Source organism: Sphingorhabdus sp., assembly GCF_046292425.1.
Lineage (GTDB): Bacteria > Pseudomonadota > Alphaproteobacteria > Sphingomonadales > Sphingomonadaceae > Sphingorhabdus_B.
In genome coordinates, this window is the sequence record NZ_JBKBQV010000031.1 from 1 (window position 1) to 15,549 (window position 15,549).

A 15,549-nucleotide genomic window follows, 5' to 3' on the forward strand; every position below is an offset into this window, starting at 1 on the left:
CTCCGCCAGTGCCGCAAACGTCAATGGCGCCTTCAGGGGCGTCTATAGGTATCAGGCGATCACGCAATGCCTGCGCCGCAGCCGCAATTTCGACCATTGTCTCGCCGCGTGCGCTAAGTGCGATCAGAAAGGCCTCAATTTCATCCTCCGACGCACGGGCATCGAGTATGTCGGCGAAAGCCTGCGCAGCCTCGTCATGATTGAACAAATGTTGCGGGTCGGGGAGTTTGCCAAAGGGGTTCAATATGCATTTCCTTGGTCTATGTCCGTCACGGCCATCCCGGAAATGCGCATGAAATTGGCAAGCATGGCGTGCCCATGTTCCGTTGCGATGCTCTCGGGATGAAATTGAACACTATGGATTGGCAAGGTGGCATGCCTGAATCCCATAACATGGCCGTCATCACTCGTCGCGTTAACCACCAAGGTCGAAGGCACATTCTCGACAATCAATGAATGGTAACGCGTGGCCTGAAACGGGGAGGGCAAGCCCGCGAAGAGGCCGCTGCCATCATGTGTGACTGGCGAAGTCTTGCCATGCATGAGCCCGCCACGCGCAACTGTACCGCCGAAATGCTGGCCAATGGTTTGATGCCCGAGGCAAACGCCTAGCAACGGCTTTCCCGCTTCGGCGCAGGCTGCCACGAGATCCAGACTCACGCCAGCCTCATTGGGGGTTTTGGGACCCGGAGAAATCAGGAATGCTTGCGCGCCGGACGAAATGGCCTGCCCCGCCGAAATATCGTCATTGCGCACAACCTCTACCAGCGCCCCAAGCTCCATAAGGTAATGGACCAGGTTCCAGGTAAAGCTGTCGTAATTATCAATGACCAGGATCATGCGGCGTCCCTAGCGGCTTTGCCACGCGGGTGGAAGAGGCACTATTGCGCTAACAATTTAGCAAGTTCATCCTTCCAGAATTTGGCCCAGGTGTGCGTGCCATGTCCCTTGGTTTCCGGCGAGGCCGGGATGAGAATAAACTTGGAGTTGGGAAGACGCTTCATCGCCTGTTCGGTGATGCCATAATTGTACGGATTGATGAAATCGTCCGCAGAATTAATCCACAGAGTAGGAGCCTTGATTGCCTCAAGCGTTGGCCAGGGATTGTAGTTACGCGACGAGTCCAGCTGATAAATGATATCGTTCGCGTCGTTCCGGGTCACGATGCGGGCAAAGGCTTCGTCCGTATATGCCTCCGCTGCAGCACGGGTGGGATATTGCGCTTGCAAGGCCAGAGGATTCGCGCCGGCAACGAGGCTCAGTGTCGCCGCAGTCCGCAAACCCGATAGTGGCGGCGCGGTGTAATTGCCTCCATTCCATATTGGGTCAGCTTTGATCGCGTCGATGGACAGTTTGCGCCACATGCGATTTTGACCGGCAATTTCGACAGGCAGGCAGGCAAAGGGCGCAAGCTTTTCAACAGCTTCGGGATACGTCGCGCCCCACATAAAGGCATGCATGCACCCCATTGAAGTACCAAGAATGAGCTTCAGTTTCTTGACGCCAAGTGTTTTGGTAACAAGCCTGTGCTGCGTCGAGATCATATCGCTATAATCATATTTCGGAAACGCCATGCGCAGGCCGTCGCTTGGCTTCGACGATTTTCCGTGCCCAACATTATCGGGCAAGATGATGAAATATTTTGATGTATCTAGCACTTGGCCCGGGCCAAAAAGTTCACTCGCAAATTGCGGCTGGAAGAACTGGTGCCCGGTTCCGCCTGTTCCATGCAAGATCATCACGGCATTTGAAACGTCGCCACTGGCGTCGCGCTTCGGTGTTCCCAAAGTGGTGTAATGTATTTTGACCTCAGGCAGCCGCTCGCCCGTGGAGAAAACATAATCCTTGAAAACCGCATCCGCCTCTTTGGATGGCGGAGTTTGAGCAATCGCGGCGGAGGAAACCGCCGAAAAAACGACGAGTGAAGCTATCAACAGGTTACGCATGATCACTTGCTAGCGCCGTTTACGGGTGCGTCAAGCTACTGCCCGAATTTCGCTTCACCAACGACGCGAATGGCTTCACGCGCCGCGGCAATGAGTGCGCCAGCTTTGGCTTCACATTCTCGCTGTTCATACGCAGGGTCGCTGTCGGCAACGATCCCAGCGCCGGCTTGTACATGCATCATGCCATCCTTGACCACCGCCGTGCGCAAGACAATGCAACTGTCCATGTCGCCATTCGGTGAAAAGTAACCCACGCCGCCGGCATAAGCACCGCGTGTTTCCGGCTCAAGCTCAGCAATGATTTCGCACGCGCGTACTTTCGGCGCACCGGAAACGGTGCCCGCGGGAAAGCCAGCAAACAAGGCGTCAATAGCGTCCTTGTCATCGGCCAATTCGCCTACAACGTTAGACACGATGTGCATGACGTGACTGTACAACTCCACCATATAGCTGTCAGTGACCGTGACGCTGCCGCCTTTGGTAACGCGGCCAACATCATTTCGGCCCAAATCCAATAGCATGAGATGTTCCGCACGCTCCTTGGGGTCAGTAAGCAAGGATGCCTTGTTCTCCGCATCTTCAATACTGCTTTTGCCGCGAGGGCGTGTGCCCGCAATTGGCCGAATGGTCACTTCGCCACCACGCGCGCGGACTAATATTTCGGGGCTTGAGCCAATCAAAGCAAAGCCCGGCAAGTCGATGAAATAGAGGAATGGCGAGGGGTTTATTCGACGCAACGCGCGATAAAGATGGATTGGCGGAAGATCGAACGGCGCGGTAAAGCGTTGCGCCAAGACGACCTGAAAAATGTCGCCAGCTTCAATATACTCTTTGGCCGCAGCCACCATTTCAGCATAGCGACCCGTGGGCAGAACTGGCTGCAGTTCAAGGTCTGCCCCATCTGTCTGTGACACGAAATGCGTCACTTTGGAATGTCCGGCATCTAACAATCGCTCAGCCTCATCCAGGCGTTCGTGCGCAAGCGCAACGGCCTGCGCGTCCTCCATGCCCGTCCAGACAGGCGACACTAGGAACATCTCATCCTTCAACCGGTCAAACAACAAAATGACGGTTGGCCGGACGAACAGCATGTCCGGCAGCTCCAACGCCGATTGCGGGGCGCGTGGGAGTTGTTCGACCAAGCCAATGGTTTCATAACCGAAATAGCCAACGAGACAGGCAAGAGCAGGCGGAAGCTCTTCTGGCACATCCATCCGGCACTCTGCGGCCAAGGCGCGCAAGGCGTCCAATGAAGGCAAAGCGGAGGGGGCAAATGCGCCCCGATCAACCATCCACTGGCTGTTGACTTCAGCCCGATCGCCTGCCGCGCGAAAAACGAGGTCTGGTGCAATACCAATAAGGCTGTGACGGCCGCGCGTTTCGCCGCCCTCGACGGACTCCAAAATGAAATCCCCGCGCTCTGCCTCAAACAGCTTCAGCGCAGCCGACACCGGTGTTTCGGTATCAGCTATGCGCTTACGCCAAATGAGTTGCGGCTTAGTTTCCGTCACGGCTAGTTAGGCGGGCACGCAGTTCTGCAATCCCGTCTTCGTTCTTCTTAACGCCAGCATTTTTGGCGGCAGATGCGATCATCTGCACTGCATATTCCTGTTGCAGTACGCCTGTCAGTTCCTGCTTCCGCGCGGTTAGCATGGCCGGATTACCAGACGCGTCGCCCTTAACCACTTCAGTCAGGTGCACGACATACCAACCCCGATCACCGCCTGCTTGAATAATTTTCGCTGTGCCCTTCTTCATCGCGAACATCAGTGACAATGGTGGAGGGACAGCCTGACCCTCACGTGAGATATCAGCGCGTGTCCCCTTCAATGTCTCAACCTGGGCGCCTTGTATGTTCGCAGACGCCAGAGCTGCAGGAAGTGGCTGGCCACCGTCCACCGCCCTGCGTAATTTGTCCGCTGCCGCCCGTGCGGCTTTTGCTCCCTCGGAAAGCGCCCATTGTTGCTGAACGATTGCGCGCACGCCGTTTAATGGCGGAGGTGCCGCCTCCTCAAAATCGGCGACTGCGATCATGGCAAATTTCTCCCCTGGTACCAGTTCGATAAGCTGCGCTTCGCCGTTTGTTTCCATCTGGAATGCTGCGGGAAGAATGGCCTGCATTTCAGGGATAGGTTGGTAGGCAGGATTGCTGATGTCTTGACCGGTGGCGAGCAACTTTGGCGATGTGTTGACACTGAGACCATTTTGCTTTGCCACGTCCGAGATGGTCGCACCGCCCGCAAACGCGTCTTCGATCTCGGCGGTCATTTCAGTCAGCATCTCTTCGCTGCGTGTTTTTAGCAATTCTTTTTCAATCTCCGGGCGCGCCGCCGCCAGCGACTTTGCCGCGACATTGTTAATCGCATCGACCCGTACCACCGTCCAGCCAAGCTTCCCGCGCGCAGGCTTGGCCACGGTGCCTTGGGCCGCTGCGAACACCGCGTCAGCAACGGCCTGAGTTGCAGAGCTAGTGAGGCCCGTCTTCGTCACATTTGCGGTGGTTGTCACTGCGAGGCCCAACTCACCTGCAACCGCCGCGAGCGTTTTTCCGCCAGCCACCTGCTGCGCCACGGATTTTGCAGCAGCTTCTGTCGGGACAATGATCTGGCTGATAGTCCGCGTTTGCGATGCAGCAAATTGCGACGCGTTAGCCTTGTAATAAGCCGCAATGTCCGCCTCGCTTGGCTTGGCGCGAGCGGCTATAATGTCGCTGCCAAAGATAGCGTAGCTGACCGCCCGTTTTTCCGGAATAATAAACTTGGCGGCATTATCGTTGTAGAATTTGGTAAGAACGGCCTCGCTAGGTGGGCGCGTCGGCAAAAAGGAGGTCGCGGGGAGGGCGGCAATCTGGCCAGCCCGCTGCTCAAGCATTAACGATGCGTAGGGTAGCACGAGGCCGTCCGGCGCCTGCGGACCACTCGCAGCTGCCGGCAGAATCTGTTGCGCAAACAAGTTTTGGGTCAAATCATCGCGAATGGCTTTTTCGGTTACGCCTATCTGTTGCGCAAACGCGCGAAACGCTTCTGCGCTGAATTTCCCGTCAAGCCCCATGGCACCGGGTATTTTCCGAATTTCTGAATCAACGAGCCGTTTGCTGACCGCAACGCCATATTCTTCGCCAAACACAGCAATTGCATAGCGGTTGATCAACTGATCCAAAGTGGAATCCAACCCTCCGCCCTCGACAAAGCTGACCATATCAAGAGTAGGGTTGTCCTGCCGTTCCGCTCTCAGGCGATTGTCGAGTGCGTCATTAAGCTCGCCCAGCGTAATATTTCGGTCACCTACGCGCGCAACATTTCCTCCGCTTAAGCCGCCGAAATTGCCGGAACCACTTACATCGCCCAGCGCGAATGCAATGGCGATCAAGCCGATGAACAGCAGCGCAAAAATTGCACCGAATTTCGAGTTTATGAGGGAACGAATTGAGCTGATCATGAACTGCGATATCCTGAAATTGCGACGCAACGTGGCCTGTGCGAGCCGCTTTAGGCGGCAAGGCGCTGGCAATCAAGGGATAGACTTGCCCATTGGACCGAAAGCATGGATAGCTTTTGGCAGAATCGCACTATCAAAAGCAGAGGTCTCAAATGCGCAGGTTAATCGTCGGAAACTGGAAAATGAACGGCACATCCAGTGACCTGGATGAAATACGGGCTATCGCGGCTTCAGCCCAGCAATATCCCAGCGTCGATTCTGCGGTATGCCTCCCGGCAACGCTTATAGACCGGTCGACCCGGGCAGTGGACGCATTTCCAATCGGCGGTCAGGACTGCCACATGCAAAATTCGGGGGCACATACCGGCTGCGTATCGGCAGATATGTTGTTGGATGCAGGCGCGACTCTAACGATTGTGGGTCATAGCGAACGGCGTGCGGCGCAACATGAAACAGATGAGGACATCCGGGCCAAAGCCACGGCAGCACATGCCGCCGGCCTGAAAGTCATTGTGTGTGTGGGTGAAACACTCGACGAACGTGAGGCGGGCAGTGCATTGGACGTCGTATTGGGGCAATTGGGACGTTCGCTTCCTGACGGTGCGGCGGGAATATGGCTTAGTGTGGCGTATGAGCCTGTTTGGGCCATTGGAACCGGGCGCGTTGCCGAGACAGCGGATGTTGCGGAAATGCATGAAGCCATCCGGACCGCTCTTGTAAACCGCTTTGGCGAAGATGGAAGAGTCATCCGCATATTATACGGGGGATCGATGAACGGAGACAACGCGGCCCAGCTACTGGCCGTGGAAAATGTGGACGGTGGATTGATTGGCGGGGCTAGTCTTACCGCTGCAAAGTTCGAACCGATATTGGCTGCGGCCGAAGCTACCAGCGAATAGCATTGAAGAATTGCCGTCCGCTCGCTATGTGGGCGCCATAACCGGTAGCAAGCTGCCTTTCATATTCGGATATTTACATGGGTCTTTTTCATTTTCTCATTGTCGTTCAAGCAATTATTGCCGCTTCACTGGTCGGAATTATTTTGATGCAGCGTTCAGAAGGCGGTGGATTAGGAATGGGGGGGAGCCCGTCGGGCTTGATGTCGGCGCGCGGCGCTGCTGACTTTTTGACGCGCACGACAACCATTCTGGCCACCATGTTCATTCTCTTGTCAATTTCGCTTGCCTTTGTCGCGGCGAAAAAAGGTAACACCGGACCAATTGATGACAGCCTTCAGCGCACCGAGGTTCCCGCGACGCAAACTGCGCCTGCAACCACTGCGCCTGCAGTCCCTGCGCAAGCTGTGCCAGCTCCCGCAAGCGAAGTGCCTTTGGATAAATAATCGCGACGGAAGAAAAAACCGTTTTGCACAGTTTATTTTGTGTCGGACGGATTCGTTCGCTTGTGTTTTGGTGAAAAGGTAGCTTAGGCCTTTTCTCCCATGACACGGTTTATTTTTATCACCGGTGGCGTGGTCTCCTCGCTTGGCAAAGGTCTTATGGCAGCATCGCTTGCTGCCCTTTTGCAGGCACGTGGATACCGCGTTCGCATCCGGAAATTCGACCCATATCTCAATGTTGATCCAGGCACTATGTCGCCTTATCAGCATGGCGAAGTCTATGTTACCGACGATGGTGCAGAAACCGATCTGGATCTTGGCCATTATGAACGCTTCACTGGCGTTTCGGCGCGACAGTCGGACAACATTACCTCCGGGCGGATATACCAGAATATTATTCAGAAAGAACGCCGCGGCGATTATCTTGGCGCGACAGTTCAAGTTATCCCGCACGTCACGGATGCCATCAAGGAATTTGCCAAGGCTGAAACCCAAGATATGGATTTCGTGCTTTGCGAAATCGGCGGCACCGTTGGCGATATTGAATCGTTGCCATTCATCGAAGCTATCCGCCAGTTGCGGAACGAACTTGGCCGCGAGCGGACCTTGTCTGTTCACGTAACGTTGGTTCCCTACATAGCCGCTGCAGGTGAATTGAAGACCAAGCCCACGCAGCACAGCGTTCGCGAACTGACTTCGCTGGGAATTCAGCCTGACGTTTTACTGTGCCGCTGCGAACATCCGCTACCGGACACCGAACGCGCGAAGATCGCCGCATTTTGCAATGTTCGCAAAGAAGCAGTTATTCCCGCTCTTGACGCCAAAAGCATCTACGCTGTTCCGTTGCAATATCATGCTGAGGGACTTGATAACGAGGTGCTACGCGCCTTCGGTCTTGAATCCGAAGGCGAGCCTGATCTTGCACGGTGGGAAGACATCATCGACCGCCAGTCCAACCCCGAGGGCGAGGTTACGATTGGCGTTGTCGGCAAATATGTTGGCCTTGCGGATGCCTATAAATCACTCAACGAGGCGTTGACCCATGGTGGCCTTGCCAACCGTGTAAAGGTCAATGTTAAGTGGATTGATGCCGAGCTTTTTGAACAGTCCGAGGATGATATTGCGACTGCGCTTGAGCCTATGAACGCAATCCTGGTTCCTGGCGGATTTGGCGAGCGTGGCTCCGAAGGTAAAATTGCGGCAGTGCAATTTGCGCGCGAACGTCAGGTGCCGTTCTTCGGTATCTGTCTTGGTATGCAGATGGCATGTATTGAGGGTGCGCGAAACACCGCTAATGTTGCCGGGGCTTCAAGCACAGAATTTGGCGCAACAACTGAACCGGTCGTCGGCATAATCACAGAATGGATGAGCCAAGAAGGCATTCAAAAGCGTGAAACCGGCGGCGATATGGGCGGGACCATGCGACTGGGCGCTTATGATGCGGTGTTGACAGGCAACAGCCATGTTGCGTCGATCTATGGCTGCCAGGAAATTTCGGAGCGGCACCGCCACCGCTATGAAGTGAACGTCCATTACAAAACGGCTCTTGAGCAGGGCGGGCTGGTCTTTAGTGGCATGTCACCAGATGGTGAGCTACCCGAAATTGTCGAACGTCCCGATCATCCATGGTTCATCGGGGTGCAGTTTCATCCGGAACTCAAATCCCGACCGTTTGCGCCGCATCCATTGTTTGCCAGTTTCGTCAAGGCGGCGGTGAAGCAAAGCCGTCTCGTATAACTTATCAACTTGTCAAAAACGGCCATAATTGCGTCGTCGTTAATTGTGCATTATTGTCAGCCAATTGAGAGTCGTAACCTAAAGGCCCAATTGCGACCCGGGCTGATCGGATACGCAGGGGCGGGTGAGTGATCGCCCGCCCCCAAATCCTCAACGCTTAAGCAGCGCGTGGTTCTTTTTTATTGGACTTCTCATCATGTTCGATAACTGTCGGTGCCGATTTCGCGCCTATCTCGATTTTGCGCGGTTTCAACGCTTCAGGCACTTCACGCACCAAGGTAATGATCAGCAGCCCATCAGCCATATCGGCATCCGTCACATGTATGTGATCGGCAAGCTGGAACCGCCGTTCGAAGTTCCGATTGGCAATCCCCATGTGTAAAAAGTCCCGATTATCGTTGCTTTCCGCCTGCTTGCTACCAGTTACGATTAACAGGTTTTGCTGGGCAACGATTTCGATTTCTTCCATCTTGAACCCAGCGACTGCGACCGTGACCTGATAGTCGTTCTCGCCGGTACGCTCGATGTTGAAAGGTGGGTAATTTTCATTCTGCGCGGAACGGCCCGTTGTTTCGAGAAGCTCGAAAAGCCGGTCAAAGCCGACGGTGTTCCGGCGATATGGTGTAAAATCAAAACGGTTCATTTCAAATTCTCCTTCAAGCAATTTGGTTCTTTGCTGACCCCACCAAGCAGCGGCCAGCATGTTCGTTTTGGAGCCTTAACGGCCTCCGCAACCAAAGATGGGTTTTGCCAAAAAGATTTCAAGGAAAAAATGAACTGATGCAACGCGACACGGCACAAAAAACAAGGCCGCCCGGATTAACCCGGACGGCCTCGCTCTGCAGCTTTGCTAGCGCGTAGTTTCAGGCCTCTGCCGGTCCCCACCGGCGGGTCTGATTTTCCCCCTGAACCATCGGCCGATACCGGCACTCGACGAATTCAATTACTTCATCATCCTTTGCCGAGCGCTTTGCAATTGGAACTACACTCCGCCGGACGCTTTTTCAAAAGCTGTTGCGCCGCTGCAACAATACTTGCCAGCCGCAATGGTGGAACCTAAGAACGGGTCATGCCGAAATTATTGATAGGTGCACGCACATGATATTGTCGCGATATGAACGCATGGTTGCGCGGCGATACTTGCTTCCGGGCAAAGGTGAGGGCTTCATTTTTCTTGTTGCCAGCATCAGCTTGGTTGCAGTTGCGCTGGGCGTCGCCGCTTTGATAATTGTGATGAGCGTCATGAACGGGTTTCGCGCCGAATTGTTCGACAAAATTGTCGGCTTAAATGGTCACGCGGTTGTGCAGGGCTATGGTGGGCGCCTGCAAGATTGGCGTCAGATTCTGCGTGATGTAAAACAAACAGATGGGGTCACCGATGCTACAGCGTTGATCGAACAACCATTATTGACGACCTTCAATGGCAGGGTCGAAGCTATTCTTGCTCGCGGCATGTCGGTTAATGACATCCTGAAAAACGAGACGTTGAAGGGCAAGACAGTCGCGGGAGACCTGCGAAAACTGAGCCCGAACGAAGACAGGGTGGCTATCGGGTCCCGGCTGGCACAAAATTTGGGTGTTCAGGTTGGCCAAAATGTTACGATCATAAATCCTGCTGGGCGGACAACCCCCTTCGGCACCGTCCCGCGCGAAATTTCGTACGAGGTTGCGGCCATATTCGAGGTGGGGGTGTATGATTATGACAAGGCCTTTGTCGTCATGCCCATCGAGCGCGCCCAGTTGTTGATGTTAATGGGTGACGAGATCGGTATGATCGAAATCAAGACCGAAAATCCCGACAAGGTAAATGAGATCCTCGCTCCTTTACTTCCGAAGCTGGAAAACAAGGGACAAATCGTGGACTGGAAGAGTATGAACGCGTCGCTATTTGAGGCGTTGGCGGTCGAACGCGTCGCAATGTTTGTCGTCTTGTCCATCATCGTGCTGGTGGCCGTGTTCAACATCTTGTCGTCGCTCATCATGTTGGTGCGCGCAAAAACACGTGACATTGCGATATTGCGGACCATGGGCGCGTCGCGCAAATCGTTGCTGAAGATTTTCATGACGGTCGGTTTGCTGATTGGGTCGTCAGGAATCGTGCTTGGGATGATATTGGGAGCCATATTCCTGTATTTCAGGCAGTCGGTCGTGAACTTTATCCAGTTCGTCACGGGACAGAATTTGTGGGATCCATCGATACGGTTCCTTACTGAGTTGCCATCGCGCACTGATCCCTTTGAAGTTCTTGCGATCTGCGGACTGGCGCTGTTGTTCAGCTTCCTTGCAACCCTGTACCCGGCCTTAAAGGCCGCAAGTACTGACCCAGTTCAGGTACTTCGTTATGAATAATATTTTGGAACTCGTGGATGTCCGCCGCAAATTTGTGCAGGGCGATGTCACTATTGAAGTACTCCGCGGCGTCGACCTTGCAATCGGAAAAGGCGAGCTTGTTGCGCTGGTCGGCCCATCCGGATCGGGTAAGTCAACGATGCTTCAGGCCATAGGGCTTTTAGAGGGCGGTTTTTCCGGCTCAATAAAGCTTGATGGCGAAGAGGTTAGCGAAGCAGGCGTGGATCGCCAAACGGAGATACGCCGCCAAAAGCTTGGATTTGTTTATCAATTCCATCATTTACTGCCTGACTTCGACGCTTTGGAAAACGTGGTTCTACCACAATTGATCTCCGACGCCGCGCCAGATGTTGCAGTGAAGCGCGCAACCTATCTGCTGACCCAACTTGGTTTGTCAGAGAGATTGCATCACCGCCCGTCAAAGCTTTCCGGCGGGGAGCAGCAGCGCGTCGCAGTGGCGCGGGCTTTGGCAAACCGGCCAAAGCTGGTGTTGGCGGACGAGCCGACCGGCAATCTTGATGAGCATACCGCCGACATTGTCTTGGGCGAATTTATGGCGCTGGTGCGAGAAGAGGGATCGTCAGCCATTGTTGCCACGCACAACGAACGGCTGGCGTCAAAAATGGACCGTGTCGTGCGGTTGCATGACGGCAGATTGGGCTAGGTAGAGAGAGTGACGATGTCAGTATATGATTTCACTGTAAAAATGCCCGGCGGCGGAGCCGAGGCCATGGCAACGCACAAGGGCAAGGTGCTGCTTGTGGTAAACACCGCCTCCAAATGTGGCTTCACACCCCAGTATAAGGGGCTGGAGGCTCTGTACAGGCAGTATAAGGACAAGGGGCTGGAAATTCTGGCGTTCCCCTGTAATCAATTCGGCGCACAGGAACCGGGTGATGAACAGGAAATCCAGAATTTCTGTTCGCTGACCTATGATGTTTCATTCCCGCTGGCAGCGAAAATAGATGTGAACGGAGCGGATGAAGACCCGTTGTGGCATTATTTGAAGCAGCAGCAGGCTGGCCTTATGGGGTCGCGTGGTATCAAGTGGAATTTCACGAAATTCCTCGTGGACCGCAAAGGCAATGTCGTTGCCAGGCACGGCCCACAGGTCAAACCAGAGGCGCTGTCGAAAGATATCGAAAAACTCCTGGCTGAAGAGGCCTGATTGTCCACAGCTTAGCCCAGAAGTGGGTTTGTCGAATCGGGCACGTGATCTATCGTAGCGCTGATGGCTTACGTACCCTTTGTCCCGCTGCGCGTGTACTCCGCTTACACCATTCTGGAAGGCGCAATTGAACCCAAGGCCATAGGCGAAACTGCAAAAAAGCTTGGCTTTCCCGCCATAGCAATTTGCGACCGCAACGGGCTTTATGGCGTCATGCCATTCCAGGACGGCGCAAAATCCTATGGCGTGCAGCCGATTATCGGCGCCCTGCTTGGGATCAAACGACCAACCCGCGACGGCCAATTTGTTCGCGACTGGCTGCCATTATTTGCGCAGAACGATAGCGGTTACAATAATCTGTGCCGTCTGGTCTCGATGGCACATCTTGACCGTCCAGAGGATCTTGACGCGCATATAACGTTGGAGCAGCTTGGTTCGCATAACCATGGCCTGATTGCGCTTACGGGTGGCGCAGAGGGAGCGTTGGCTCGATTACTGAGTCAGGGTCAACATGACGCTGCATCCAGCTACCTGACTCAGCTTCAAGCGCTGTTTCCCGACCGTTTGTATATCGAACTCAGCAGGCGCAACGACGCCATTGAAGAGGCTGCCGAAGATGCCCTGATCGACCTTGCTTACGGACGCGAGATTCCATTAGTAGCCACAAATCCGGCATTTTTTGCCGAGCCCGATTTCTTCGATGCACATGATGCCATGCTGTGCATATCCGACGGTGCCTATATCGAAAGCGAGGATCGCCGCAGAAGCAGCCGTGACACCTGGATCAAGACGGGTAAGCAAATGCGTGAGCTATTTGCCGATGTGCCTGAGGCGCTGGCCAATACGCTTGTCATCGCACAACGTTGTGCCGCGCTCGCGCCATACCGAAGCCCAATTTTGCCCAGCCTTGCCGGTGATCGTGCAGCGGAAGATGCGCAATTGCGCGAGGACGGGCGGCTTGGCCTCGAAAAGCGGCTTGAAATTGCAGGCATCACGGACCCAGCGGAACGGCAAGTCTACTTTGATCGACTAAAGTTTGAAGCTGATGTCATATGCGCCATGGGCTTTCCAGGGTATTTCCTTATCGTTGCCGACTTCATCAAATGGGCAAAGGAACAGGATATCGCCGTTGGGCCGGGACGTGGTTCCGGAGCAGGCTCGCTCGTCGCTTGGGCGCTGACGATTACTGACCTTGACCCGATCAAACTTGGACTGCTGTTCGAACGCTTCTTGAACCCAGATCGTGTTTCGATGCCTGACTTTGATATCGACTTCTGCGAAACGCGACGCGGCGAGGTTATTCGTTATGTGCAGAAAAAATACGGAACGCGTCAGGTTGCGCAAATCATTACATTTGGAAAGCTGAAGGCGCGGGCGGTTCTGCGCGATACGGGGCGGGTCCTGCAGATGAGCTATGGTCAGGTGGATCGCTTGTGCAAACAGGTACCCAATCTGCCGGCTGACCCATGGGATTTGAAACGTGCTCTGTCCGGTGTGGCAGAACTGCGTGAAGAATACCGGCGAGACGCGCAGGTAAAGCGCCTGTTCGACCTTGCGATGAAACTTGAAGGTCTGCCGCGCCACAGTTCGACGCACGCGGCAGGCGTGGTCATTGGCGACCGCGAATTGTCGGAACTCGCTCCCTTATATCGCGACCCGCGTTCGGACATGCCTGTCACACAATTCGACATGAAATATGTCGAAAGTGCTGGCTTGGTTAAGTTCGACTTTTTGGGTTTGAAAACACTTTCTGTCCTTCAAAAGGGCAGCCAGATGCTCGCCAAGCGCGGCGTTCAGATCAATCTTGACCTACTGCCGCATGATGATCCCGCCGTGTATGAATTGCTGCAGCGGGGCGATACGGTTGGCGTGTTCCAGCTGGAATCTGAAGGGATGCGGCGCACACTTGCCGCGGTAAAGCCTACCAACTTTGGTGACATTATCGCACTCGTGTCACTTTACCGTCCCGGCCCGATGGACAATATCCCAATGTTCGGTCGCCGTAAAAATGGGGAAGAAACCATTGAATACCCACACCCATTGCTGGAGCCTGTCCTAAACGAGACCTACGGTATCTTCGTCTATCAAGAGCAGGTCATGCAGGCGGCCCAGATTCTTGCGGGCTACAGCCTTGGCGAAGCTGATTTGCTTCGCCGCGCAATGGGCAAGAAAATCCAGGCCGAAATGGATGCCCAGCGAGAGCGCTTTGTGAGCGGTTGCGCCACGCACGCAATCCCTCAAAATCGCGCGAACGAGCTGTTTGACTTGATCGACAAATTTGCGGGATATGGCTTTAACAAGAGCCATGCCGCCGCTTATGCTGTGCTTGCGTATCAGACCGCCTGGCTAAAGACGCACCATCCCGAAGAATTTTACGCCGCATCAATGTGTTTTGACATGCATCAGACCGACAAGCTCGCCATATTCATGGACGATATGCGCAGGCTTGAGGTTGCCTGTCTGCCGCCCGATATCAATCGTAGTGAAGCAGAGTTTACGGTGGAAACAAATGAGCATGGTGAGCATGCGGTGCGCTACGCCTTGGGCGGCATCAAAAATGTTGGCGAGCGAGCCATGGAAATTCTTGTCGCTGAGCGGTCTGCCTCTGGCCCATTCAAAAGCCTTGATGACTTTGCCGATAGGGTAGATCCCAGCCAGATAAACCGGCGAAGTCTCGAGAATTTGGCCGCCGCGGGTGCCTTTGATGGATTGGAAGCCAACCGTGCGGCGGTTTATGCTGCTGCTGAAACGCTGTTGGCGGCCGCTCAATCCGCACGCGATGCACGCGAAAGCGGGCAGGGTGGTTTATTTGGTGAGGGCGGGTCAGACATGGCTGCGCTGAGGATAGACGGCAGTCTCCATTGGGTGCCCGGTGAACAGATGAACCAAGAGAAGGACGCGTTCGGCTTCTACTTCTCCGCTCATCCCTGTTCGCAATATGACGCAATCGCCAGCAGCCATGGCGCCAAACCATATGCTGTGTGGCTTGATAGCGGTTCTATTCCTGAAGGCGTTCGGCGCGCCGCAACCATGTCGGCGCTAATTGAAGGCGTTCGCTGGCGCGAGTCCCGCAAGGGCAAGCGATTTATGGTCGCGGATTTTTCGGACAAGAGTGGTCAGTTTTCGGTGCGATGTTTTGATGAAGCGGTCGGTACGCAACTTGCGGAATGGGCGAAAGAGGCCGAGTGTCTGCTGCTGCATTGCGAAATGGACATGAGGCCCGGCGATGACACACCCAGTTTTTCAGTCAAAAGCGCCAAACCGTTAAGCAGCCTGACCAGTGTTTCCCGCTTGAAAATGCAGATGGATATAGTCCACGAGGCGGCGATTGCGAAGCTGGCCGATATGGTCGCGACATTGGACGGAGGTCGAAGCGAGTTAGTCATTAAAACCCGCGCTGCCGACGGCCGCTGGGTCCATATAATGCTTGGGCGACGCTACCAGATTGATGCGTCATTGCTGGAGCAGGTGCGATCAATTGACGGCGTCGAAAATGTAGAGCTTGCACCATTGGGCCCAGTTTTGGCATTGGTGCACTGAACCGCGAAAATCGTGGACAGATTTTGCGTCTG

Annotated in this window: 12 protein-coding genes and 1 pseudogene; 7 read left to right on the plus strand and 6 right to left on the minus strand. The window is 54.6% G+C overall.

The window, feature by feature from the left end:
• The 5 genes and pseudogenes from ACK4S7_RS08005 to ACK4S7_RS08025 all read right to left on the minus strand — a co-directional run.
• Positions 1-244: pseudogene (locus ACK4S7_RS08005) on the minus strand (anthranilate phosphoribosyltransferase); the annotation flags it as partial.
• Complete coding sequence (locus ACK4S7_RS08010) at positions 241-840, minus strand: anthranilate synthase component II (RefSeq protein ID WP_409645744.1); 600 nt, start codon at positions 838-840, stop codon at positions 241-243. The gene ACK4S7_RS08010 and the pseudogene ACK4S7_RS08005, both read right to left, overlap by 4 nt.
• Before the next feature lie 41 nt (positions 841-881).
• Positions 882-1,946: an alpha/beta fold hydrolase gene (locus ACK4S7_RS08015; protein ID WP_409645745.1), complete on the minus strand. Its 1,065-nt coding sequence runs from the start codon at positions 1,944-1,946 to the stop codon at positions 882-884.
• 35 nt (positions 1,947-1,981) lie between these two features.
• Positions 1,982-3,457: an anthranilate synthase component I family protein gene (locus tag ACK4S7_RS08020; RefSeq protein WP_409645746.1), complete on the minus strand. Its 1,476-nt coding sequence runs from the start codon at positions 3,455-3,457 to the stop codon at positions 1,982-1,984.
• On the minus strand, positions 3,444-5,384 hold the full coding sequence (locus ACK4S7_RS08025; protein WP_409645747.1) for a peptidyl-prolyl cis-trans isomerase: 1,941 nt from the start codon (positions 5,382-5,384) through the stop codon (positions 3,444-3,446). Before ACK4S7_RS08025 ends, ACK4S7_RS08020 begins: the two co-directional genes overlap by 14 nt.
• Before the next feature lie 152 nt (positions 5,385-5,536).
• Here ACK4S7_RS08025 and tpiA point away from each other — a divergent pair, with 152 nt between their 5' ends.
• From tpiA to ACK4S7_RS08040, 3 genes are all read left to right on the plus strand, one after another.
• Positions 5,537-6,283, plus strand: a complete 747-nt coding sequence (gene tpiA, locus ACK4S7_RS08030) for a triose-phosphate isomerase (protein WP_409645749.1) — start codon at positions 5,537-5,539, stop codon at positions 6,281-6,283.
• 77 nt (positions 6,284-6,360) lie between these two features.
• On the plus strand, positions 6,361-6,726 hold the full coding sequence (gene secG, locus ACK4S7_RS08035; RefSeq protein WP_409645751.1) for a preprotein translocase subunit SecG: 366 nt from the start codon (positions 6,361-6,363) through the stop codon (positions 6,724-6,726).
• Between the two features lie 99 nt (positions 6,727-6,825).
• Positions 6,826-8,460 (plus strand): CTP synthase, encoded by a 1,635-nt coding sequence (locus tag ACK4S7_RS08040; protein WP_409645753.1) that lies wholly within the window; start codon positions 6,826-6,828, stop codon positions 8,458-8,460.
• A 157-nt stretch (positions 8,461-8,617) separates the two neighbouring features.
• Here the strand turns inward: ACK4S7_RS08040 and ACK4S7_RS08045 are convergent, their stop codons facing one another.
• The gene (locus ACK4S7_RS08045; protein WP_409645754.1) at positions 8,618-9,103 is read right to left on the minus strand and encodes an Hsp20 family protein; all 486 of its coding nucleotides are present in this window, start codon (positions 9,101-9,103) and stop codon (positions 8,618-8,620) included.
• A 455-nt stretch (positions 9,104-9,558) separates the two neighbouring features.
• On the opposite strand from ACK4S7_RS08045, the gene ACK4S7_RS08050 reads away from it, so the two are divergent.
• From ACK4S7_RS08050 to dnaE, 4 genes are all read left to right on the plus strand, one after another.
• The gene (locus ACK4S7_RS08050; RefSeq protein ID WP_409645755.1) at positions 9,559-10,809 is read left to right on the plus strand and encodes a lipoprotein-releasing ABC transporter permease subunit; all 1,251 of its coding nucleotides are present in this window, start codon (positions 9,559-9,561) and stop codon (positions 10,807-10,809) included.
• The gene (locus ACK4S7_RS08055; protein ID WP_409645756.1) at positions 10,802-11,473 is read left to right on the plus strand and encodes an ABC transporter ATP-binding protein; all 672 of its coding nucleotides are present in this window, start codon (positions 10,802-10,804) and stop codon (positions 11,471-11,473) included. Before ACK4S7_RS08050 ends, ACK4S7_RS08055 begins: the two co-directional genes overlap by 8 nt.
• Positions 11,474-11,488: 15 nt before the next feature.
• Positions 11,489-11,977, plus strand: a complete 489-nt coding sequence (locus ACK4S7_RS08060; RefSeq protein ID WP_409645757.1) for a glutathione peroxidase — start codon at positions 11,489-11,491, stop codon at positions 11,975-11,977.
• 63 nt (positions 11,978-12,040) lie between these two features.
• Complete coding sequence (gene dnaE / locus ACK4S7_RS08065; protein ID WP_409645759.1) at positions 12,041-15,517, plus strand: DNA polymerase III subunit alpha; 3,477 nt, start codon at positions 12,041-12,043, stop codon at positions 15,515-15,517.
• Positions 15,518-15,549 lie beyond the last annotated feature (32 nt).